Annotated in this window: 23 protein-coding genes; 11 read left to right on the top strand and 12 right to left on the bottom strand. The window is 35.3% G+C overall.

The window, feature by feature from the left end; genetic code table 11:
- Nucleotides 1-3: 3 nt before the first annotated feature.
- The 10 genes from aroB to rsxC form a co-directional block, all read right to left on the bottom strand.
- A complete protein-coding gene (aroB, locus tag QY331_13080) occupies nucleotides 4-1098 on the bottom strand; it encodes a 3-dehydroquinate synthase (GenBank protein WKZ68886.1) in 1095 nt (364 codons plus the stop codon).
- The gene (locus QY331_13085; protein ID WKZ68887.1) at nucleotides 1085-1639 is read right to left on the bottom strand and encodes a shikimate kinase; all 555 of its coding nucleotides are present in this window, start codon (nucleotides 1637-1639) and stop codon (nucleotides 1085-1087) included. Before QY331_13085 ends, aroB begins: the two co-directional genes overlap by 14 nt.
- 55 nt (nucleotides 1640-1694) lie before the next feature.
- Nucleotides 1695-2414: a hypothetical protein gene (locus tag QY331_13090; protein WKZ68888.1), complete on the bottom strand. Its 720-nt coding sequence runs from the start codon at nucleotides 2412-2414 to the stop codon at nucleotides 1695-1697.
- 91 nt (nucleotides 2415-2505) lie between these two features.
- Complete coding sequence (locus QY331_13095; protein ID WKZ68889.1) at nucleotides 2506-2949, bottom strand: SoxR reducing system RseC family protein; 444 nt, start codon at nucleotides 2947-2949, stop codon at nucleotides 2506-2508.
- A 130-nt stretch (nucleotides 2950-3079) separates the two neighbouring features.
- Nucleotides 3080-3922 carry an RnfABCDGE type electron transport complex subunit B gene (locus tag QY331_13100; protein WKZ68890.1) on the bottom strand — a complete coding sequence of 281 codons (843 nt, stop codon included), beginning with the start codon at nucleotides 3920-3922 and terminating at the stop codon, nucleotides 3080-3082.
- A 60-nt stretch (nucleotides 3923-3982) separates the two neighbouring features.
- Nucleotides 3983-4561, bottom strand: a complete 579-nt coding sequence (gene rsxA, locus QY331_13105; protein ID WKZ68891.1) for an electron transport complex subunit RsxA — start codon at nucleotides 4559-4561, stop codon at nucleotides 3983-3985.
- Nucleotides 4562-5242, bottom strand: a complete 681-nt coding sequence (locus QY331_13110; GenBank protein ID WKZ68892.1) for an electron transport complex subunit E — start codon at nucleotides 5240-5242, stop codon at nucleotides 4562-4564. It lies immediately after the preceding gene.
- On the bottom strand, nucleotides 5239-5802 hold the full coding sequence (locus QY331_13115) for an FMN-binding protein (protein ID WKZ68893.1): 564 nt from the start codon (nucleotides 5800-5802) through the stop codon (nucleotides 5239-5241). The genes QY331_13110 and QY331_13115 overlap by 4 nt, the downstream gene beginning before the upstream one ends.
- Entirely contained in the window at nucleotides 5799-6770 is a 972-nt protein-coding gene (locus QY331_13120) for an RnfABCDGE type electron transport complex subunit D (GenBank protein ID WKZ68894.1), read from the bottom strand. Before QY331_13120 ends, QY331_13115 begins: the two co-directional genes overlap by 4 nt.
- A gap of 129 nt (nucleotides 6771-6899) precedes the next feature.
- The gene (gene rsxC, locus QY331_13125) at nucleotides 6900-8237 is read right to left on the bottom strand and encodes an electron transport complex subunit RsxC (GenBank protein ID WKZ68895.1); all 1338 of its coding nucleotides are present in this window, start codon (nucleotides 8235-8237) and stop codon (nucleotides 6900-6902) included.
- 441 nt (nucleotides 8238-8678) lie between these two features.
- Between rsxC and QY331_13130 the strand changes: the two genes are divergently transcribed.
- The 10 genes from QY331_13130 to QY331_13175 all read left to right on the top strand — a co-directional run bounded on the left by QY331_13130 (nucleotide 8679) and on the right by QY331_13175 (nucleotide 17587).
- Nucleotides 8679-9710, top strand: a complete 1032-nt coding sequence (locus QY331_13130; protein ID WKZ68896.1) for a hypothetical protein — start codon at nucleotides 8679-8681, stop codon at nucleotides 9708-9710.
- Between the two features lie 14 nt (nucleotides 9711-9724).
- Nucleotides 9725-10546: a glycosyltransferase family protein gene (locus QY331_13135; GenBank protein WKZ68897.1), complete on the top strand. Its 822-nt coding sequence runs from the start codon at nucleotides 9725-9727 to the stop codon at nucleotides 10544-10546.
- Nucleotides 10539-11396 carry a 1-deoxy-D-xylulose-5-phosphate synthase N-terminal domain-containing protein gene (locus QY331_13140; protein ID WKZ68898.1) on the top strand — a complete coding sequence of 286 codons (858 nt, stop codon included), beginning with the start codon at nucleotides 10539-10541 and terminating at the stop codon, nucleotides 11394-11396. Before QY331_13135 ends, QY331_13140 begins: the two co-directional genes overlap by 8 nt.
- Entirely contained in the window at nucleotides 11396-12295 is a 900-nt protein-coding gene (locus tag QY331_13145; protein WKZ68899.1) for a transketolase C-terminal domain-containing protein, read from the top strand. The genes QY331_13140 and QY331_13145 overlap by 1 nt, the downstream gene beginning before the upstream one ends.
- Before the next feature lie 180 nt (nucleotides 12296-12475).
- A complete protein-coding gene (locus QY331_13150) occupies nucleotides 12476-13807 on the top strand; it encodes an aminotransferase class III-fold pyridoxal phosphate-dependent enzyme (protein WKZ68900.1) in 1332 nt (443 codons plus the stop codon).
- 29 nt (nucleotides 13808-13836) lie between these two features.
- Complete coding sequence (locus QY331_13155) at nucleotides 13837-14214, top strand: GxxExxY protein (protein WKZ68901.1); 378 nt, start codon at nucleotides 13837-13839, stop codon at nucleotides 14212-14214.
- Nucleotides 14215-14241: 27 nt separating this feature from the next.
- Nucleotides 14242-15039, top strand: coding sequence for an SDR family oxidoreductase (locus QY331_13160; protein ID WKZ68902.1), 798 nt, complete (start codon nucleotides 14242-14244; stop codon nucleotides 15037-15039).
- Between the two features lie 239 nt (nucleotides 15040-15278).
- Entirely contained in the window at nucleotides 15279-15797 is a 519-nt protein-coding gene (locus QY331_13165) for an HAD-IIIA family hydrolase (protein ID WKZ68903.1), read from the top strand.
- Entirely contained in the window at nucleotides 15797-16669 is an 873-nt protein-coding gene (locus QY331_13170; protein ID WKZ68904.1) for an N-acetylneuraminate synthase family protein, read from the top strand. Before QY331_13165 ends, QY331_13170 begins: the two co-directional genes overlap by 1 nt.
- Before the next feature lie 93 nt (nucleotides 16670-16762).
- Nucleotides 16763-17587: a sterol desaturase family protein gene (locus tag QY331_13175; GenBank protein ID WKZ68905.1), complete on the top strand. Its 825-nt coding sequence runs from the start codon at nucleotides 16763-16765 to the stop codon at nucleotides 17585-17587.
- Nucleotides 17588-17600: 13 nt separating this feature from the next.
- Here the strand turns inward: QY331_13175 and QY331_13180 are convergent, their stop codons facing one another.
- Entirely contained in the window at nucleotides 17601-18521 is a 921-nt protein-coding gene (locus tag QY331_13180; protein ID WKZ68906.1) for a M43 family zinc metalloprotease, read from the bottom strand.
- Nucleotides 18522-18754: 233 nt separating this feature from the next.
- Nucleotides 18755-20347, bottom strand: coding sequence for a DUF4139 domain-containing protein (locus QY331_13185; protein WKZ68907.1), 1593 nt, complete (start codon nucleotides 20345-20347; stop codon nucleotides 18755-18757).
- Nucleotides 20348-20883: 536 nt separating this feature from the next.
- Here QY331_13185 and QY331_13190 point away from each other — a divergent pair.
- Nucleotides 20884-22383, top strand: coding sequence for a PAS domain S-box protein (locus QY331_13190; protein WKZ68908.1), 1500 nt, complete (start codon nucleotides 20884-20886; stop codon nucleotides 22381-22383).
- The last annotated feature ends 13 nt before the right edge of the window (nucleotides 22384-22396 follow it).

Here is a 22396-nt window from a genome sequence, read left to right on the forward strand (position 1 = left end):
CAGTTATTGAAAAAACTTAATCCCGGTTTTAATAGCCCAGTTAACATCATCGTTTTCGGCTTCAACATCAACTAATACTTTTCCAAAATCTTGCAGTAAAACAAATCTATAAACTTCGTCTTTGGATTTCTTATCGCGTTTCATCAAGTTCATAATTTTCTTTCTGTCGTACTTCTTAATTTTTATACTGTTCGAAACTCGTTTGATAAGAGTTAGTCCTTCTACCAATTTTTTATCATTCAAGTAACCGAGTTTATGTGATAGATATAATGCACACGCCAGTCCGACTATAACACATTCACCGTGTTTAAGTTTGTGTCCTTGTTCAATTTCAATTGCATGCCCGAAAGTGTGACCTAAATTCAAAATTTTTCTTAATCCCGATTCTTCTTTTTCATCTTGAACTACAACCGCTCCTTTGTACTTTACGGATTCCGAAATAACTTTTGTCACAACTTTGTTGTCGAGTTCGATCAACTTCTCTAAATTTTTATCAACGTAACTATAGAAATCATCACCGATTAGAAATGCGTACTTAACAATTTCACCTACGCCGCTAATTCTTTCCCGCGGAGAAAGTGTTTTAAGAAATTCCGTATCGATTAAAACAAACTTGGGTTGATAAAAAGCGCCGACGATGTTTTTAGTCTTACCAAAATTTATTCCGGTCTTTCCACCGACAGAACTATCAACCGCTGCTAAAAGTGTTGTTGGAATTTGAATGTATTGAATCCCGCGCGAATAAGTTGCAGAAGCAAATCCACCTAAATCACCAATTATTCCACCGCCGATTGCAATAAGCAGTGAATCTCTTCCATAGTTAGGTAATACTAGCGATGAATATATCTTACCTAAAGTTGAGAGCGATTTATTCTTTTCCTTTGAATCAATCGTTAAGTATGAAAATTTTCCGGGTTGCGGAGTGAATACTTTTTCTAATTCATTTTTGTAGAGAGTGTAAACTGTTTTATCGATCAAACAAAATATATGTTTGTTAAGTTTTTTTGAATCAACAATTTCCGATAAGTTTTCAAAAATATTTTGACCGACTACTATCTCGTAAGGATAATCTTTTAGATCTACTTTAATTTTTTCCATTTAGTAAACTCAATATTTGTTTAGCAATTTTATCAACAGTGTAACCAATTCTAGTTTCATCAGTGTTAATTATTAGATCGGCTTTGTTATAATAATTTTCTCTTCTTTCGAGGAGATCTTCAATTTTTTGTACAAATTCTTCTTCGCTTTTCTCACCGAGAACCAAATCCTTAAATAAAGGACGATCGATTTTGTTTCTTAATCTTTTATATAAAACTTCGGGCGACACTTTTAAGTAAACTAAAATACCCGAATTTTTAATTATATCTAAATTTTCGTCGTTGGTTAAAGTCCCACCACCGAGCGCGATAACGGTGTTTGCTTGTTCGGATAATTCTTTCAATGTTTTGTTTTCAACATCCCTAAAATATGCTTCTCCGTTGATATCGAAAATTTCAACTACTGATTTATTTTCTTTTTCTTCAATAACTTTATCCAGGTCATAAAAATTCCAACCGAGCACATTTGCAAGTATCGGTCCGATTGTACTTTTACCGCTGGTCATAAATCCGGTTAGATATATAAGTTTGTGCTCAATCATAATTATTTATAAATAGAATATATTGAAAATAGAGATGGAATGAGAAGTTGATATGTTAAAAATGAAATACTAATCCGATTGCAAATGTCATCCCATCAATATTTACTTTTGTAGGAAAGGGTTCTTGAGGCAGCGATCTAGCTTCACCGCGGAATACAAAAAATTCTTTGTTGTATTTACTTTCCATTCTAAAATCGGGATCGCGGAACTTCATCTCACCGCGAACGGAAAAATAATTTGTAACCATATAATCCATTCCCATTCGCCCGTGAATTCCCCACGCAAAATCTCTACCGGTATTTTCGAGACTCACATTTGCAAAATCACGAATGTATTCACCAAAATAGATTCCGAGTCCGCCGCCCATATAAAACTTAAGATCATCCGTTGAGAAAGGAATAAAATAATATATACTGGCTTCAACGGGAATCATTCGATAACCTTCTTCTACTTCAACTCCGGCAAGTTGAGGATGAAAACCTATGACATTTCTTTCTTTGGAAACTTTTTCAATGTACTCTGTCCCGAGTCCGATGATAATCGATTCGGTTAAACGATACCGAAACTCAATTGATCCGCTATAATTATCAACGAGTTCAACGTTGTCTTCTCTGATTAATTTTTGAGTTGCATCGGGATTAAGAAAGAATCGAGCACTGGTTGTATAATTTGCCGCCAAATAAATTCCGAAATCGTTTCCGTTATATTGTGCGAAAAGTGTGGTCGTAAAAAGAATTAAAATAACCGGAAGATTTTTAAATAGTTTGTATTCCATATAAATGAAAATATGAAAAAAAGAAATCTTATTGAAAGGGTAAAAATGGGGGCTTAGTTTATTTCTCTCAAGCTGTATTAAAAATCTGAAATTACTTTAACCGTTTTACAAATGTGATTTGAGGTAATTTCGGTTTGGTGTGTTTTAATTTTTTTATTAGGAATAATCCGCTAAAGTAAAGTGAAGTTAATCCGATTGCAAATATGAATGAAAGCAATTCGGGTAATTTAGTGCTATGAAAGAAATCCATTCCTATCACTATACCAAAGATGATTAAAATAAGCGGTATTCCATACAACATAAATGATGCTTTAAGCACATCGCTACCTTTAATTTCTATATCAACTTCATCACCTACTTCTACTCCAAATGAATCTTCTACCTCGAGGATTTTCGAATCTTTATTTTCGGAAGTTTTACAGAATATTTTTGCAGAACATTCCTCACAAGCTCCGGTCTGAATTAAAGCAATTTCAGCATGTCCGTTGCCGGAAGAAATTACAATTCCTTTTTCTATGATGTTTTCGTTTTGCACGTTTTATATACCAAATGGCATTCACAAGGAGTCGTTTTTCTGACGACCGAGGAACCTCACTTTGAAAATGATTTGGGGTGAGATTCTTCGTCCCGATTTTATCGTGACTCTGAATGACAGTTTTGTTTTATCAATTCTTTTGTTCTTCTTTTATTTCTAATAATTTCTTTTCTCTTCCATCAAGAAATCCGATTGCATGGGTTTTACATTTATCAAATGGAATCTTATCCGTATCGAGATGATCGTAATTAATAACAGCTAAATTATCTACCATCTCAACACCGCCATCGGATTTGCGAGCACAAATTCCGCAACCCATACAAGAAACTGTACAAACATCTTTTGCTTTCTTGGGATCATCATGATTTTTACAGAATACAAATATTTGTCTATCTGCCGGATGCATTTCAATTACATTTCGCGGACAAGCTTTTTCACAATTACCGCAGCCGGTACATAATTCTTCAATTACTTCGGGTAGACCGTTATCATTCATAACCATAGCATTGAAAGGACATGCTTCAACACAATCGCCTCCGCCAAGACATCCGTAATAACATTGTTTATCACCGCCGGAAACAATTGTCATTGCCGAACAGCTCAACGGTCCATAATACTCAACCATTTTTTCAACAGCTTCTTGATGACCACCTTTACATAAAATTCTAGGAAGCAATTTAACACTTGAACCGGCATCAACTCCCATGATATTTGCAATATCTTGAGCACAATCTTCACCACCAACAGGGCAACCGGTAACAGAAGCCTTTCCGCCAACAACATTGACGGCAAAATCATAGCAACCTGCATATCCGCAGCCACCGCAATTTGCTCCGGGTAATGCTTCATTTATTTGAGCAATTTTGGGATCTTCATAAACTCTTAATTTTTTATCTGCAATAGCTAATCCACCGGCAAAAATAAATCCTAGTCCGCCCATTGTTGCAATTGCAATTAAAAGTACATCTTCCATTTTGAATTCCATTTATTTATAAAAATTTAAATCAATCAACGTACTGTTTTAAACTATTACTTAGACTGATATCAGTCCGGAGAAACCCATAAAAGCCAAGGCAAGCAAACCGGCGACAATTAGAGTTATTGGTGCACCTTGAAATGGTTTTGGAACATCCGCTAAATCAAGTTCTTCTCTTATTCCAGCCATAATTGTTATCGCTAACGTAAAACCTGCACCTGCGCCGACTCCATAAACGACGCCTTGGACAAATGAGTAATCTTTCAATACCATAAATAAAGCCAAACCTAGAATCGCACAGTTCGTAGTAATTAAAGGAAGGAAAATTCCCAACGCACGATATAATGGCTGACTAACTTTTTTAATAAACATTTCAACAAACTGAACAAGTGATGCAATGACAAGAATAAATGATACATACTGTAAAAATTCCAAATGATATGGAACTAGTAATAGATGATAAATCAACCATGTTACAATTGCAGTAATTGTCATAACGAAAGTAGTAGCAAGTCCCATCGAAAATGCCGAAGTAATTTTACCGGAAACTCCAATGAAAGGACAAATTCCTAAAAAGTATGCAAGTACAAAGTTGTTAACAATAGCAGCGGATAAAAATATAAGTAATAGTTCCATTTAGATCGCCTCCCCTGCTTGTTCTGCATCTCTTTTTGCTTTAAGATATTTTTCCACGAGATAATTCTTTTCAATTTTATCTTTTCTTTGCAAATAACTATTTGCCGCACCAAATAATAATCCTAATGTTAAAAACGCACCGGCAGGTAAAATCATAACTAACCAAGGTTCATAGAATGACGGCATTATTGTATAACCAAGAATTGTACCGGTACCAAATATTTCACGTAAACTTCCTAAGACAAATAATGCGATTAAAAATCCTGTTCCCATTCCTAATGAATCTAGTAAAGATCTGAAGACCGTATTTTTTGATGAAAACGCTTCTTGTCTTCCAAGTATTAAACAATTAACAACTATCAATGGGATATATGGTCCTAATGATTTACTTAATTCGGGAAATTGTGCTTTCATTACTAAATCGACTATAGTTACAAATGTTGCAATTATTAAAATGTAAGCCGCAATTCTAACTTGAGTTGGAATTAATTTCCTAATAGATGAGATTATCAAACTAGCAGAGACTAATACAAATGTTGTTGCGAGCGCCATCGCAATTCCGTTTATTGCAGAAACTGTCACGGCAAGAGTTGGACACATTCCAAGTACTTGTTTGAAAACCGGATTCTGATCCCACAATCCTTTAAGGAATTCTTTACTTAGAGTTACTTTCTTTTTCATAAATTTCCTCCATTTTCAACAGAACGGAGTTTTGTTAATCCTGCATTAATAATTTCTACAAGAGCTTTTGAGGAAATTGTTGCTCCCGTAATTGCCTGAATTTCATTATCGCTTGATGGAGCAACACCTTTTACCCATTCAATTTTTGGCTCAGCAATTAGATTTACAAATTGACTTGTGAATGGTTCTTCTGTTATCTTCGTTCCAAGTCCGGGAGTTTCAACTTGTTCGAGAACTTCTAGTCCAACAAGTTCTTTCAAATCTGATTTTATTCCAAACATTAATCTTATTTTTCCTTGGAATCCGTTTCCTTCGTAAGGTAAAGCAAAACCAATTCTATTATTGTTTTCATCCAAGACTTCATACAATTCAAAGTCCAGGTTCTCAATTTTGTTATAAGATTTTGCATCAGGTTGAACAAGGAAAATTGCTTGTTCAGTAGCAGCTTTTCTGTGCATTTCAATTTTAGGTTCTGCCCATTTACTTATTTCTGAAAGTAAACCGCCGGAAACCACACCTATCAATGAGAGAGTGATCAACATTTTAATTACTGTTTTCATTTCACCTCCCCGAATACTCTTGGTCTTGTGTATCTATTTATCAATGGAACGAATGCATTCATGAATAAAATTGCGTACATAACACCTTCGGGTAAACCTCCGAATAATCTGATAATTATAAGTACTAGAGAAATTCCAAGTCCATAAATCCACATTCCTTTCGGTGTCATTGGCGAAGTAACCCAATCGGTTGCCATAAAGAAAAGTCCGAACAAAAATCCGCCGGCTAATAAATGGAATAATGGATTGGGATAAGCAATAGGATCAATCATCCAAAATACACCACCGAATAATATGGCACCAATTAACATCGCAGCCGGAACTCGATAATTTACTACACCAATTGCGATTAAAAATATTCCACCGAGCATTACAGCAATCGCAGAAGTTTCTCCCAATGAACCGCCGATATTTCCGATGAACATTGACGATAATTCCGTTGCAACCGAATCGAATTTGAATGCAGAAAGTGGTGTTGCCGTGGTTACAGCATCAACTTGTGAAAAATTAGGATTCGTCCATGTTGTCATTGGTACCGGGAAAGCAGCTTGAAGAAAAGCTCTACCGACTAAAGCCGGATTAAAAATGTTATACCCGATTCCACCAAAAATTTCTTTGCCTAAACCAATTGCGACAATTGATCCTAGTGCGGTAAATGCTAAGTTAAAATTTGGTGGAAGAATTAATGCAAGTAATAATCCGGTTATTATACCACTTCCGTCAGTTATTGTAACCTTTCTTTTACGAATCGTTTTTATTGCAGCTTCGGTTCCAACAGCAAAACCAACGGCAACGGCAATAACCAATAATTGATAAATTCCAAAAAAGATCACCGCTGAGATAACAGCCGGAATCAATGCAATCACTACCAGCCACATAGCTTGTTTAGTATTCCAACGTGAATGCACGTGCGGTGAACTTGCTAGTTCTAATTTGTAAGTAGGATTTTCTGTAGTTGTTATAGTCATTTATTTTTTCCAGTAATCTAAATCTTTCTCTTAATCATAGTCTTAATCGCTTTTCATTCTCAACTTGATCTAGAAATTTTACCAAATTAAGCTGAGATTCCAGATCTAGTCCGGAATGATAAGTTTTGTTTATGCGGATTTTCGTTCTCTCTGCATAGCCAAAACTCTTTGCTTACCTAATCTTATCCATTGTACAAGTGGTATGTTAGCCGGACAAGTATAAGTACAAGTTCCACATTCCATACAAACTGTTATATCAAGTCCTTCGGCATCTTCTAATCTATCTAGTTGTGAATACCTTGCTAACTTTGAGGGAACTAAACCGAGCGGACAAACATCTATACATTTACCGCAGCGTAAACATGGCGTTTCTTCATGTAAATTTTCTTCTTTAGCAGTAAGGACTAATAATCCGGATGTGGCTTTCATGACCGGTGCGGCAAAATCAAATTGTGCAACGCCCATCATTGGTCCGCCTACTACAACTTTTATTGCGTCATCTTTAACGCCATCGCAATATTCAATTACGTCTGCTAATGGAGTTCCAACACGAACAATAACATTTTTAGGTTCTTTAATTCCGTAACCGCTGACTGTCATTGCGGCTGTTATTTGAGGTTCACCTTTTACAACTGCGTCAAAAATTGCAACTGCAGTTCCGATATTCTGAATTACTACACCGACATCAAGCGGAAGTTTACCGGGAGGAACTTCTCTATCAAGTACGGCTTTAATCAACATCTTTTCCGCACCTTGCGGATATTTTGTCTCTAAAATTTCAACAGTGATATTGTCATACTTTGCAGTCACTTCTTTTAATTTTTTTATTGCTTTGGGTTTATTATCCTCAATTCCTATCGCACCTTTTTGAACTCCAAGTGATCTCATTATTAATCTTAAACCGTCAACAACTTCCTCGGTTTTTTCCAGCATGTATCTGTAATCTCTGGTAAGATATGGTTCACATTCGCAACCGTTTAAGATTACGGCATCAATTTTTTTATCGGGTTGAGGAGTTATTTTAACAAATGTAGGGAATGCCGCTCCGCCTTGACCAACTATACCAGCCCATTTAACTCTTTCTTGAATTTCTTCAGGCGTTACCCAATCAAGATTCAACGAAGGTTGTAATTCCAATTCATTTGATTCATCCGCGGAAATTAAGATTGACTCTTTGGGAAATCCCGAAGCACTAATTTCATTAGAAATTTTTGTGACTTTACCTGATACCGGACTATGTATGGGAACAGATATATATCCATCTTGTTCTGCAATTATTTGTCCCGCTTTGACAACATCACCTTTTTTAACGAGAGCTTTTGCCGGTTTACCTAAATGTTGTGATAGAGGAATTATCACCTGCTTTGGATTCGGCATAATTTCAAATTCGCAACTCTCACTTAACTCTTTTAACTCGGCAGGATGAACACCACCGCGGAATGTTTTAATTGATTTAAATAATTTCATTCTGTTTTCATTTTATGATTGTCATAATTTGGTTTCACATACTATGCCAGTAAATCATAAAAATTGGAGAATATTTCTCATAACTTTCGCCTAAAAAAGCTGTTTCTTTAGTAAAAATCTTATTTCAAATAGAGAATTTTTTCATTAATGAAAAATTGGAATCGTCTATTGAGAATAAAAGGATAGAATGTGGGGTTATCTTTATTTTACTTCTGCACCTGTTTGACAATCACAATTCAGAGAAGATACATAATCAAACAAAATTCATTATAGAATAAAATCACACACCAAGAGGTAGTTAGTCATTACTTTTTAGTATTTTTCATTTCTAATATGATCAATTTCTGCAACTAGGGCTTAACTATAATTTAATACTCGATTAACAGAATAGTAACATAGACTTATTAAATTATCATTATTTGTTAATTACTTTTGGGAACTATGTCGAAGAAAAAAATACTTTTTATATGCGGTTCGCTAAACCAGACCACAATAATGCACCAAATCTCACAAAATTTATCCGATGATTATGATTGTTGGTTCACACATTACTATGCAGATGACTTTGTTAAGATGTATGCAAAACTAAGGTTAATAGATTTTACAATTGTAGGAAATGGGAATTTCCGAAAACAAACTTTAGCTTACTTCAATACACATAATTTACAAGTCGATTACAGAGGAGAAAAGTTTAATAGCGAGTATGAGCTTGCTTTTACTTGTTCAGATTTGATAGTTCCAAAAAATATTAGGGACAAAAAAATTCTTCTTATTCAAGAAGGGATGACCGACCCGGAAACATTTGCATATTATTTGGTAAAATATTTACACTTACCTAGATGGTCTGCAAGTACATCAACAACCGGGATGTCTAACCTGTATACTTATTTTTGTATTGCTTCGGAAGGTTACCGGGAATTATTCATTCGCAAAGGAGCCGATCCCTCTAAACTGATTGTAACCGGTATACCGAACTTTGATGATGTTCATAAATATTTTGATAATGACTTTCCTCATAAAAACTATTTACTTGTTGCTACTTCAGACATGCGAGAAACTTGGAAATATGAAAACAGAAAAAAGTTGATTAAGCGTGCGGTTCAAATTGCCGAAGGCAGACAGATAATTTTCAAACTTCACCCAAATGAAAATATTAAACGGGCTACCGAAGAAATTAACAAATATGCTCCGGGTTCATTAATATATACTAACGGCAACACAAATTATATGATAGCCAATTGTGACATTTTATTAACGCGGTATTCATCTGTTGTACTTGTTGCTGCCGTCCTCGGCAAGAAAGTTTACTCGGATTTATCTGAAGATGTATTAAAAAAATTAACACCAATTCAAAATAGCGGGACTTCTGCAGAAAGCATAGCAAGACTTGGACGAAGTCTCATTGAACAACCTGCAAAAAATGAAAAAGAAATCCACGAAGAGTTTGAATTAAAACAAGCTCTTTCTCATTAAGCTGACGATGATTTATGAATGAAATTAAAATTGTAACCGTAGTTCAAGCAAGAACAAGTTCTTCGCGTTTACCGAATAAAGTTCTACTCTCTATAAAAAATAAACCTCTACTTTTGAGAATGTTGGAAAGAGTTCAAGCTTCTAAATATGTCAAATCTATTGTAATTGCAACTTCAACTGACAAAGAAGATAATCCGATTGAAAAACTTTGCAAAGAAAACAATTTAGAATATTACAGAGGTAGTCTAAATGATTTACTTGATAGACATTATCAAGTTGCGAAACAATATAACGCTGATGCAATTGTAAAAATTCCTTCCGATTGCCCGTTAATAGATCCGACTGTGATTGATAAAGTCATTAAACATTTTCTTGATAACATTGATAAATATGATTTTGTGAGCAATCTTCATCCGGCAACTTACCCTGATGGAAATGATGTAGAAATAATGTCATTCAAAACAATTGAAACAGCTTGGAAGGAAGCTTCAAAAGATTTTGAAAGAGAACATACAACACCATACATCTGGGAAGATAAAAATAAATTCAGAATCGGTAATGTTGAATGGGAAACCGGATTGGATTATTCAACAACTCATCGCTGGACGATTGATTATGAAGAAGATTATTTATTTATAAAAACTGTTTATGATGAATTGTTTGATATTAATCCCAACTTCGGAATAAATGATATTCTAAATCTGCTGAAAGAAAAACCTTATATTTATAAAATAAATGAAAAGCATCTCGGTAAATATTGGTATGAAAATCATCTTGATGAATTAAATAACATTAGTGAATACAAGCAGAAGAGAGAATTCAAGAACAATGACTAAGGATGAAATAAAAAAATTACAAGATCAGGCTTTACGCGTTAGAGAACATATTATCCGAATGTCTGGCAACGGAGGATGTTTTATTGGCGCATCACTGAGCTGCGCTGATCTTACTGTTTTTCTCTACAATAAATTTCTTAACACAACAAAAGATAATTTACAAGACCAGAATCGTGATTATCTTTTTCTATCAAAGGGACATGACGTTCCGGCTCTTTACGGAACTTTTGTTGAATTAGGTTGGATGGAAAAGGATAGATTAAAAAATCATCTTAAAACAAATGATAACATTTACTGGCATCCAAATAGGAATATTCCCGGTATTGAATTCCATTCGGGTTCTTTGGGACATTTACTTTCAGTTTCTCTCGGCGTTGCGGTTGATTGCAAACTAAAGAAACAAAACAACAAAGTTGTTACAATTGTCGGTGACGGTGAACTTAACGAAGGTTCTAATTGGGAAGCTCTTTTAGTTGCATCTGCACATAAAGTTGATAACTTATGCATCGTAGTTGACAGAAATGCATTTCAAGCTAATATGCAGACAGAAGATTTAATTCCCCTCGAACCGCTCGAGAAAAAGTTTGAAGCTTTCGGATGTTCGGTTAAAAGAATTAATGGACACGATTTTGAAGAGATGGAAAAAGCATTCTCTTCTTTCCCCTTTCAAAAGAATAAAGTCTCTGTAATAATTGCCGATACAATTCGAGGTAAGGGTTTACCAAGCATTGAAAAACGTGCAGATAGATGGTTCGTAAATTTCAAAGATGAAGAAGTAGAAGCACTATTAAAAGAATTACACGGTGTTGCGAAAGCTGAACTTACATCAGAAACATTGACGGTGCGATAATGAACTACGAAGATTTGCTATACGAACTTGCAACTAATGATAAAAGGTACATTATTATCACAGCCGAGAATAGAGCAGCGATAAGAACATTACCTCAAAAGATTTCAGATCAGTTTTTAGATACCGGGATTACAGAACAAACAATGGTTGGCGTTGCAGCCGGAATGGCGTTGCGCGGTAGAATCCCGATTGTTCACGCACTTGCAACATTTTTAACAATGCGCGCATTTGAGTTTATTCGTACCGATGTCGGAATCGGTAATTTACCAGTTAAAATTGTCGGAGCTGTCCCGGGATTTTTATCTGATGCAAACGGACCAACGCATCAATCTATAGAAGATATTTCTTTGATGCGCGGAATTCCCAATATGAAAATATTCTGTCCCGCAGATGAAGACGAGATGTTAAAAGGATTAACAAAAGTCTTCGCTGATGAATCACCTTTTTACATTAGATATAACAATCAAAAACCATTGGTTGAACATGATGATTTTGAAATCGGTAAAGCGGAAATTTTTGGTGACGGGAAAGACATTGCAATTTTAACTTACGGTTTTCTGTTTAATCAAGCATACCAAGCAAAGGAATTACTTGAAGAAAAAGGTTATAACATAAGATTGATCAATCTTCGAACACCAAAACCCATTGACGAAGATGCAGTATTGAATGCTGCAAACGATTGTAAACTATTAGTCACATTAGAAGATCATTTTATTACCGGAGGTTTGTTTTCTATCTTGTCTGAATTATTATTAAAAAATAAAAGGACAGCCGATGTTCTGCCAATTGCATTGATGGACAAGTGGTTTAAACCGGCATTGCTAAATGATGTTTTAGAGTATGAAGGTTTTACAGCAATACAAGTTGCCGAGAAAATAATTAATAAATTAAAGCCGTAAACAAATGAGACTGTCATTCAGAACGTAACGAAGTGGAGTGAAGAATCTCAACCCTACTAAATGTAAAATATTATTTTGTTTTAGTTGAGATTCCTCTCTCACCAAAATACGGTTCGATCGGAATGACAATGATATACAGTTTCTTGATTAATAAAATTGCTTGCAAGGGAGTTTAACTTCATGCCCAACAAGATTGACTTAAATAATGACTATCCCGTTATTGAAAAATCAGAAGAACTTTATAAAAGATCACTTGGATTGATTCCTTCAAATACTCAGACACTCGCAAAAGGTCCAACACAATATGTAAACGGAATGGCACCTAAATATTTAGTTAAAGGTAAGGGCTCTCATGTTTGGGATGTGGACGGAAATGAATACATCGATTATAATATGGGTATCGGTCCCCTTTCGCTCGGTTATGCATACGATAAAGTTGATGAAGCAGTAAAAAAACAATTGGAAGACGGAATTACATTTTCTCTCGTTCATCCTTTGGAAGTTGAAGTTGCGGAAATTATTCGTGATATAATTCCAAATGCGGAAATGGTTCGTTATAGTAAAACCGGTGCGGATGTTACTAGTGCGGCAGTCAGACTTGCGCGAGCTTATACAGGTAAAAATAAAATTTTATGCTGCGGTTATCATGGCTGGCATGATTGGTATGTTTCCGTTACCGCACGCAACCACGGTATTCCCGAAGCAGTTCAAGCAATTACATACACATTCGATTATAATAATATTGATTCACTAAAAGACTCAATTGATGATGATGTTGCTGCGGTAATTTTAGAACCGGTTGTTTTTCAAGAACCAAAAGATAACTTCTTACATAAGGTCGCCGATCTATGTAAAGAAAAAAATGTTATACTTATCTTTGATGAAATGTGGACCGGATTTAGAATGGCACTCGGCGGAGCGCAGGAATATTTTGGAATTACTCCCGATCTTGCAACCTATTCTAAAGCTGTTGCCAACGGTATGCCGATTTCAATCTTGACCGGCAAAAAGAAAATTATGCAATTGGCAGATGAAGATATTTTCTTTTATACAACATTCGGAGGCGAAGCTTTATCACTCGCTGCAGTTAAAGCAACAATAAAAGAAATGAAAGAGAAAAATGTTCCGGCATATCTTGATAAGCAGGGTGCTAAATTAAAAGAGGGTTATAATAAAATTGCAGAAGAACTAGGATTAAATTACACCAAAGCAAGCGGATATAATTGGCGTTCAATTGTTACATTTGATGCTAAAGCCGGTGACCCACTGATATTAAAATCTCTCGTTCAGCAGGAAATGATTAAGCGTGGTGTACTTTGGGGTGGATTTCATAATATGTCATTCTCTCATACTGATGAAGATATTCAATATACGTTGAAAGCTTACGAACAAGTTTTATTAATATTGAAAAAAGCTGTTGAAGAGAATAACGCAAAGGATTTATTGAGAGGTAAACCAGTACAACCTGTTTTCCGTAAGACAGACAACTTTAACATGAAACCGAGACACTAATTTCACGAATTACACAAATGAGATATTAATTGACTAAAGAATTGTTATATAAAGATGAAGCTTATTCCATTGTTGGTTGCTGTATGGAAGTGCACAAAACATTAGGCAAGGGGTTTAATGAAATCGTGTATAAAGATGCATTAGAGATTGAGTTTAAATTAAATAACATCCCTTATGAAAGAGAAAAGAAATTTGAATTAACATACAAAAGTTTTCCTCTTCCACGCCAATACAATGCTGATTTTGTTGTTTATGATAAAATAATTTTGGAAGCAAAAGCAATTGAATCGCTATCTAATTCAAACATAAAACAAACATTGAATTATCTTGCAGCATCTAAAATGAAATTAGGTTTATTAGTAAATTTCGGAGAAGATTCATTAAAATACAAAAGAGTAATTCTATAATTAGCGTAATTGGTGAAATTCGTGTCTATGTTTTCATTAAAGAATAAGATTGCAATCGTAACCGGTGCACTTGGGTTAATCGGGAAGGAACATTGTATAGCCTTATCCGAAGCCGGTGCAAATGTAATTGTAGCCGACATTGATGATAAGAAATGTGAAGAATTTGCGAAGACATTGAAATCAGAATCAATCGGAATTGGAATAGATGTAACAAACAAAGATTCATTAATTTCTGCACGAGATAAAATTTTAGAAAAGTTCGGTCACATCGATATACTTGTAAACAACGCAGCAATTAATGATATGTTTGAAAATCCTAAAGCCGCAAGCGAACAAAGCAAATTTGAGAATTATCCGTTAGAACTCTGGCAGAAATCGGTTGATGTGAATTTAACGGGAGTGTTTCTCTGTTCACAAGTTTTTGGGACAGAAATGTCAAAGCAAAAATCCGGCAGTATAATAAACGTTGCATCGACTTACGGTATAACCGCCCCCGATCAATCATTATATATTAAGAAAGACGGTACACAGGATTTCTTCAAACCTCCGGCTTATTCGGCAACAAAGGGCGGAGTGATAATGTTCACTCGTTACCTTGCCGCTTATTGGGGAAAGGATAATGTCAGAGTAAATACATTAACTCCCGGCGGAGTTGAAAATAACCAAGATGAATTTTTTATTGAGCAATACTCAAAACGGACTATGTTAAACAGTATGGCAAAACCGACCGACTACAAAGGCGCACTTATTTTTCTCGCAAGTGATGCATCAAATTATATGACAGGTGCTAATCTTGTTGTTGATGGTGGGTGGACGGCGTGGTAAGTTCTAACTATATTTTTTATGTAATGAATTACCGTTATCTATATGTTTGTTTAATAATTGTCATTCTGAATGGAGCGAAGCGAAATGAAGAATCTCATTTTATGTAGATTGAGATTTCAAGTAGTAGAGTGGTGAGATTCCTCTCTCGCCAAAACCTTGCTCGTTCGGAATGACATTTTTTGAGTTTTGCATCACTCATTTAAACGGAATACAAGTTATTTAAAATCTTTAAGGGAAAAATGAAATCAAACACACTAGAAAAAGCACGAAAAATTAAATTAGTCCTAACCGATTGTGACGGTGTTTTAACCAATACCGGAACTTACTATACCGCGAACGGTGAAGAGATGAAACGATTTTCTATCCGTGACGGAATGGGAACCGAACGATTACGAAAGTTCTGTAACATAGAAACGGGAATTGTTACCGGAGAAAATAGCGGAATTGTAACAAGTCGCGCAATTAAGTTAAATATTACCGAAGTGCATCTCGGTATTAAAGATAAAGTCTCTTGCGTAAAAGAAATCTGTGAACGACTGAATTTACAATTAGACGAAATTGCATTCATCGGTGATGACACAAACGATATTGAAATTATGAAAATTGTCGGTTTAACAGCTTGTCCTTCCGATGCAACGAGTTTCGCAAAAGAACTGGCGGATATAATTGTTGAAAGTAAAGGCGGGCATGGTGCATTTCGTGATTTTGCGGAAATGATTATCGAGGCAAACTTGAATAAAAATGAGGATCAAAATTAATGGCAAAAGTAAAAGTCGGCGATCGTTATATAGGTGAGGGCGAACCGGTTTATATTATTGGTGAAATCGGAATTAACCATAACGGATCACTTGAGATTGCAAAAAAGTTAATTGATGGTGCGGCTGCAGCAGGATGTGATGCAGTCAAATTCCAAAAACGAACACCGGAATTATGCGTGCCTGCAGATCAATGGTATATTGAACGTGAAACTCCTTGGGGAAGAATGACGTATATCGAATATCGTCATAAAATTGAGTTCAAAGAAAAAGAATACGAGATTATTGATAAATATTGTAAAGAGAAAAACATTCATTGGTTTGCTTCGCCTTGGGATGAAGAAGCAGTAAACTTTTTGGAAAAATTTAATCCGGTTTGTTTTAAACTTGCTTCGGCTTCGTTAACGGATAATTTTCTGCTGAAAAAAGTTAAGTCAACCGGCAAACCGATTATGCTTTCCACCGGCATGTCAACATTGGAAGAAATCGATAAAGCAATTTCAATTATTGGATCTGATAACTTAATGATTGCTCAATCAACTTCGTCTTATCCGTGTAAACTTGAGGAACTAAATTTGAAAGTAATTAGCTCATTCAAAGAAAAATATCCGGAAGTACCAATTGGTTATTCCGGACATGAAACCGGTCTGGCGCCGACACTTGCCGCGGTTGCATTAGGCGCTACATTTGTTGAACGACATATCACTTTAGATCGCGCAATGTGGGGAACAGATCAAGCGGCATCGGTTGAAATGGTTGGTATGTCAAGACTGGTAAAAGATATCCGAGATATTGAATTAGCTCTCGGCGACGGTATTAAAAAAGTTTACAACTGTGAAAAACCTTCGCTGGTAAAATTGAGAAGAGTAAAATAACATTAGTGTTACTTTGAGTGTACTTTGTGGTACTTTGTGAAACTTAAACACAAAGAACCATGGAGAAGGCACGGAGAACCACAGAGTTTCCTTATGATAGATTCGGTCATAAATTTCATAACAAATTATTATAACTCACTTTCCTTACCGGAATTAATTTCGTTTGGATTAATAATCGGTGGGGCGTTTGTTATAATTTTACTCGAAAGAATTTTCCCTTATTCAAAGGGACAAAAATTTTTACGTGAAGGATTCTTTAATGATCTTGCTTTATATACAATCGCACAGAGTTATATCCTCGGAATAATAATTTTCGGTGGAATAATTTATTACATCGACAATACAACGGGTTTATCGAGACTCGGTTTATTTGCAAATATCCCGATCTGGCTTCAGTTATTATTTTTCTTAATCACACATGATATTTACATTTACTGGATGCATCGCTGGCAGCACAAGAATAAATGGTTATGGCGAATTCATGAAGCACATCACTCACCAAAGAAAGTCGATTGGCTAAGCGGTTCTCGTTCACATGCATTCGAAATTCTTATCAACCAAACAATTGAATTTGCGCCGATTGTTTTACTCGGTTCACCACCGGAAGTGATTGCATACAAAGGTGTCATTAGTGCCGTTTGGGGAATGTACATTCACTCAAATATTAATGTAAATACCGGAAGATTGCAGTATATAATTAACGGACCGGAAATGCACCGTTGGCATCATGATGTTGGTAAAGGTCGCAACAGAAATTTTGCTACAAAACTCGCAATTTGGGATTGGATTTGGGGTTCGGCATATCTCCCTCGTCCGGAAAAACCAAAAGAATATGGTTTGAAATCTTACTTCCCCGATAATTTTATCATGCAGTTCATTTTTGCTTTTATGGATTCTAAAGCTCGGAAGAAAAAGTGAACAAGCAGTTACTTTAATCACTTAAGCCAATTGAATTTTGTAGAGTTTTTCGTCGTGCACTATTCTCAAGCACATAGTGCATTCTTGAAATCTGATCATTCGTAAAAATGTTCATATAAATATCGTTTGACCAGGTCATGTAATTATTAAACATAACCGGTTCTTCGTCACATCCGCTCGAAACATCTGGAGAACATCCGGTAATCTTTTCTGAAATTGGTGGTGTATCATCACAGAAATCATTATTCTCACAATCGCCTCCGCCCCATAAATGAAGCACACCCAAATAGTGTCCCATCTCGTGGGTGAGAGTTCTTCCAAGATTGTAATTCGAGTTAATTTCAGATTCTCCAAAATGATAAGTGTTAATTAGAATTCCTTCGGCTTGATAAGGTTCACCCTTCGCAAGTAAATCGGCTCCGGGTAATTCTGTTTCAGGTCCGGTAGCCATTCCAAGAACAATGTTTATCATCGATTCATCAAGAGGCATCGTCCAAATATTTATATAATTTTCCGGGTTCCAATAGCTGTAATAAGCATAGTAATCAAATAGACTTCCGGTGTTTGTGGGATTGTCCACCGAGTCAATATTAACTCTAACAATTCCGTCAGTTACATCTCCACCCGGATTCTTTTTGGCCAACACAAATTCAATTTTTGAATCTCCTCCATCTGGATGTTTATTATATCCTCTTGTTCCTTCTCGTTTTCTATAATCCTCATTCAATATTTCAACTTGACGTTCAATGCGTTCTTTTGAGAGATTAAATCCTTCCCCAATCGGCTCACCTTTGTGAAGAATGTGAATAACAACCGGCAATGTATAAATTTCTTTATATGGTTCATCATCAATTGGATCAACAACTCTATCTTCTTTGCATGAAAGAATGAATGCTATACTAAGAAATAAAAATATCAGCCATAAATTTTTCATATAATTAATCTTCACCCTCGTTTTACCAATGTTTATCTGAATAATCATTAGAAATATCGGACATCTTGTAGTCTATTTTGACGATACAAAGCCGAATAGGTTCACAACTGTTGAGAAGTATTTTGGGGATAAAGAAAAATACGGAACACGGATTATTCTAATCAATTATGCTTGACACTGATTAAAATCATAACTTATCATAACCATCATAAAAATCCGCGTTCCTATTAGGTTTAATAAATATTAACCGGTTTATCACCGGGATGTCTAACTGAATATGTAAACTTTTTAGAAATTGTTTCAGCCGGATTGAGTTTAAGATTCCAAGTTAAGATACCATCATTCTTATTTATTTTTGCATCAGCTGTTTCGATCAATTTTACTTCTATATCTTCGTTCTTCGAAATTGGGAATTGATCCTCGAGAGTTAACTTAATTTCTTTACTCTTCGAATTTCGCACTGTGATTTCATATCCAAAAAATCTTTCAACATCGCTGCCGAAGAATTTATCTTCCGTAAAGTCTTGTAAAGTTTCTCGTTTTATGACAATGCTTTCATCTCTTCCCAAAGAGAAAGTCATTGCTTCTTCGGTAATGTTGGGATTAATAAACGAGTTACCGACAAAAGAATTTTCAAAATAAATATTAGCAGGTCCCGGCAGCAGATTATATTTACTCCAATCTTTAACATTTGCGACAAGGAAAGCATTTGAAACAAGTTTTGGAGCGGCATAGTATTCATATTCAGCTTGTAAATCATAACTTTGAAGCGCAACAATGTGTGGTTTTCCATCTGCAGCGATTGAATATTTTATTTGCGGAGTGTATTCAACTGCGAGTTGAGTTTCATTAACCACCATGTAATCCGCCATTGATTCAGCTTCAGCGGCTGCGTCCATTGTCGGGGCTGCGGCTGATTTCATTAACTGCATCTCATTAACACCGCCGGCTCTTGATCTCATTTCCTGAACAAAGTCAATGAACCACCTTCTTAATTCGGGTTTGTTGTTATTTTGTCTTGCCGAACGCGTTGAAAGAACAATATTCATATCCTTCCATTCAATACCGGTTTGCTGCCAAACATCAGCACGTAGATCAAGTTTAATCGGAGTATCTATACCCGAACTTCTTAAATCATAAGAAGGATTCCAACCGGCGTCATAAGTCAAATAGTTAGCTTTTAAGTTTGCCTTTGTATTCTTGTGCGCAGAAACCGTTACAACAATCTCGGTCACTGATGGTTTATTTTTACCATTTAGATCATTAATCTGATTTTGAATTTTTGTTATTCTTTCGTTTACTTTTTCTTTTTTCAAATCGATTGAGGTCATGTCATTCAAAAGCTGTGTCGATTTCTTGTTGAAATATTCCGACATTCTTTGAAGTTCTTGAACCGTAATTGTTTTATTATCGCTTCCCAAACTTTTATTTGCTAAAAGTAAATCAAGTTCATATTGAAGTACTTGTCTATTGTTATTCAATTTGCTTAAATCGGCTTTTAGTAATTTTAATGAATCCTCCAGAACAATGAGCTGCGGCGTTTTTTCTTTTGCTTTGAGAAAATTTTGTCGCTGGTTTACGGAAAGTATTACAAAGTCACCGGTTCCCCCTACTTGCAGACTGTTGCCTATAATATTGTTTGCAACATTTTCTAAAATTATTTCATGGATACCTTGTGGTACATCAATTTGAGCTGTGTGAGTTAATTCCGCACCACCAAGAAAAACAGTTACGGAATTTAATTTTGTATCGGCGGGAATTTCTTTTGCGGATAAATTAATTACCGCAAAAAATGAGAAAGCAATCACTAATATTTTCTTTATCATAATAACCTCAACAAGTTTTAAGCTTCGTTTTATACACTAATTTATTTTTACGGTTCCTCATAAAAGCATCCATGGATTTATGACTGTGATGTAGAACTCAAAGAATAATTGCCATAGAGATCGCTATGTGTTGCATAAATACTTTTTTTTGCCGTCCACTTTAGAGTGTGTTGTACAACTGATAAACTGTCATTCCGATCGAGCTGTTTTTCGGCGAGAGAGGAATCTCACCTAAAAACCGCTAAAATCTCAATTTATATTGAGTGAGATTCTTCATTCCGCTCCGCTACATTCAGAATGACAGTTATGCCACACACTCTGAAACCGACGGCAATTTCCCACTCTAAGAGTTGTGACAAAAAAATCATTTGTGCAACAAAGTCAATAGTTATTCAGTCTACTGCATTTCTATTTTATAAAGCAATAGCCAACAAATTAACTCGATTCACCTTTTAATTCATACTTGCAATCCGTATTTTTCAATTCTCATTTTTGGGAAGAGGGCAAATTCCCGGTTTCAGTAAAATTTTTTACGAATGAAAAAACTCATAATTGAATTAATAAAGAAGTACTTCACTCAAATTACGCAAAGTTGGGTTGAAAAACTTGAGCAGGAGTTCGGGAAAAAACTTTCCAAAGCTCAGCTTACAACTTTTGTTGAAAGTACTTTAAATACTATCATAGATGTAATTGATACGACGGATTACACGCGCGCCGATCAGTACCTAATCGACTCATACCAACTTTTCAGCAAAACTAAATTTAATTTGCTTCAGATAAGTCAACTTTTTACAATCGGCAGATATTCAATAATTAATTTTTTGGAGAAAGATTCGAATTATGACATTGATCCGCTTATACTTTTAGGTTTTCTCGATGAAGTAATTGAACAAATTTATGCTCGTTATGGTATGCTTCATCAAAATGCCGAGATGCAGGAACTTACATCAGATAGAGACAGACTTGCCTTAAAATTAGATACAAGTCAGCAATATCTAGATAATATTCTTCACACTTCCGATTCTGCAATTATGGTTATTGACGATGATGAAAGGTTCATTGCCTGGAATAAAGGAGCCGAGAAAATTTTTGGTTTTACCGAAGAAGAAGTCGTAGGAAAATCATCTTCATTACTCTTTCCAAAAGGAGAAAAGTATTTAAAAGAGTTAAAGCATATTCGTGAAGAAATCAAAACTCGCGGATTTGTAACAATAAACGAAACAGAAAGAATTTCAAAAGATGGAAGATTAGTAACGGTCCAATTGAATGTAACAAAACTGCCCGGCAGTAATGGTGATTCTGCCGGAAGAACTGTTATAATACGAGACTTTACCGAAGTAAAAAAATTACAGCAGCAAGTAGATCAATCGGAAAAACTTGCCGTTATTGGTCAACTTGCAGCCGGTGTTGCGCATGAAATCGGCAATCCGTTGACTTCAATTTCCGCAATTGTGCAAATACTGCAACGTAAAGCACCGGATGATTTTTTCAGTGAACAACTATCGACAATTAAAGAAAATATTGATCGAATTTCGAAAATTGTAAGAGAACTTGTTGATTTCTCGCGTCCGCCATCTCATGAAAAAACAATAATTCAAATTACGGATATAATTAAGACTGCAATAGGAATTGTCAAGTACGACAAACGTGTAAAGAAAGTTGATTTCAATGTTAAGTTAGATAATGACGCACCGTTAATTTTGCTTGTCCCCGATCAACTTCTTCAAGTATTTGTTAATATTTTGATAAATGCATTGGATGCAATTGAAGGAAACGGAGAGATAAAAGTTGAAACTTCTCATGATGATGAAAACGTTTATGTAATTATCGAAGATAACGGCTGCGGGATAGATGAGATTACACTTAATAAAATTTTTGATCCTTTCTTTACAACAAAAGCAGTCGGTAAGGGAACGGGTCTGGGACTTTCAGTTAGTTATGGAATTATAAAAAAATTCCACGGCGATATTTTTGTAGAGAGTGAAATAAACAATGGAACAAAGTTTACAATAAAAATTCCAATAGAAGAGAATTAAGAGGAGCATATAA

The sequence above is a fragment of the Melioribacteraceae bacterium genome, from assembly GCA_030584085.1.
In the GTDB taxonomy this organism is placed as follows: Bacteria; Bacteroidota; Ignavibacteria; order Ignavibacteriales; family Melioribacteraceae; genus SURF-28.

Coding starts and splice junctions, on each gene's coding strand:
- QY331_13115 (WKZ68893.1), bottom strand. CDS start 5,802: ATGAAAACAGTAATTAAAATGTTGATCACTCTCTCATTGATAGGTGTG.
- QY331_13150 (WKZ68900.1), top strand. CDS start 12,476: ATGCCCAACAAGATTGACTTAAATAATGACTATCCCGTTATTGAAAAA.
- QY331_13140 (WKZ68898.1), top strand. CDS start 10,539: ATGACTAAGGATGAAATAAAAAAATTACAAGATCAGGCTTTACGCGTT.
- QY331_13135 (WKZ68897.1), top strand. CDS start 9,725: ATGAATGAAATTAAAATTGTAACCGTAGTTCAAGCAAGAACAAGTTCT.
- aroB (WKZ68886.1), bottom strand. CDS start 1,098: ATGGAAAAAATTAAAGTAGATCTAAAAGATTATCCTTACGAGATAGTA.
- rsxC (WKZ68895.1), bottom strand. CDS start 8,237: ATGAAATTATTTAAATCAATTAAAACATTCCGCGGTGGTGTTCATCCT.
- QY331_13145 (WKZ68899.1), top strand. CDS start 11,396: ATGAACTACGAAGATTTGCTATACGAACTTGCAACTAATGATAAAAGG.
- QY331_13190 (WKZ68908.1), top strand. CDS start 20,884: ATGAAAAAACTCATAATTGAATTAATAAAGAAGTACTTCACTCAAATT.
- QY331_13085 (WKZ68887.1), bottom strand. CDS start 1,639: ATGATTGAGCACAAACTTATATATCTAACCGGATTTATGACCAGCGGT.
- QY331_13100 (WKZ68890.1), bottom strand. CDS start 3,922: ATGGAAGATGTACTTTTAATTGCAATTGCAACAATGGGCGGACTAGGA.
- rsxA (WKZ68891.1), bottom strand. CDS start 4,561: ATGGAACTATTACTTATATTTTTATCCGCTGCTATTGTTAACAACTTT.
- QY331_13090 (WKZ68888.1), bottom strand. CDS start 2,414: ATGGAATACAAACTATTTAAAAATCTTCCGGTTATTTTAATTCTTTTT.
- QY331_13110 (WKZ68892.1), bottom strand. CDS start 5,242: ATGAAAAAGAAAGTAACTCTAAGTAAAGAATTCCTTAAAGGATTGTGG.
- QY331_13120 (WKZ68894.1), bottom strand. CDS start 6,770: ATGACTATAACAACTACAGAAAATCCTACTTACAAATTAGAACTAGCA.
- QY331_13175 (WKZ68905.1), top strand. CDS start 16,763: ATGATAGATTCGGTCATAAATTTCATAACAAATTATTATAACTCACTT.
- QY331_13185 (WKZ68907.1), bottom strand. CDS start 20,347: ATGATAAAGAAAATATTAGTGATTGCTTTCTCATTTTTTGCGGTAATT.
- QY331_13170 (WKZ68904.1), top strand. CDS start 15,797: ATGGCAAAAGTAAAAGTCGGCGATCGTTATATAGGTGAGGGCGAACCG.
- QY331_13165 (WKZ68903.1), top strand. CDS start 15,279: ATGAAATCAAACACACTAGAAAAAGCACGAAAAATTAAATTAGTCCTA.
- QY331_13130 (WKZ68896.1), top strand. CDS start 8,679: ATGTCGAAGAAAAAAATACTTTTTATATGCGGTTCGCTAAACCAGACC.
- QY331_13180 (WKZ68906.1), bottom strand. CDS start 18,521: ATGAAAAATTTATGGCTGATATTTTTATTTCTTAGTATAGCATTCATT.
- QY331_13160 (WKZ68902.1), top strand. CDS start 14,242: ATGTTTTCATTAAAGAATAAGATTGCAATCGTAACCGGTGCACTTGGG.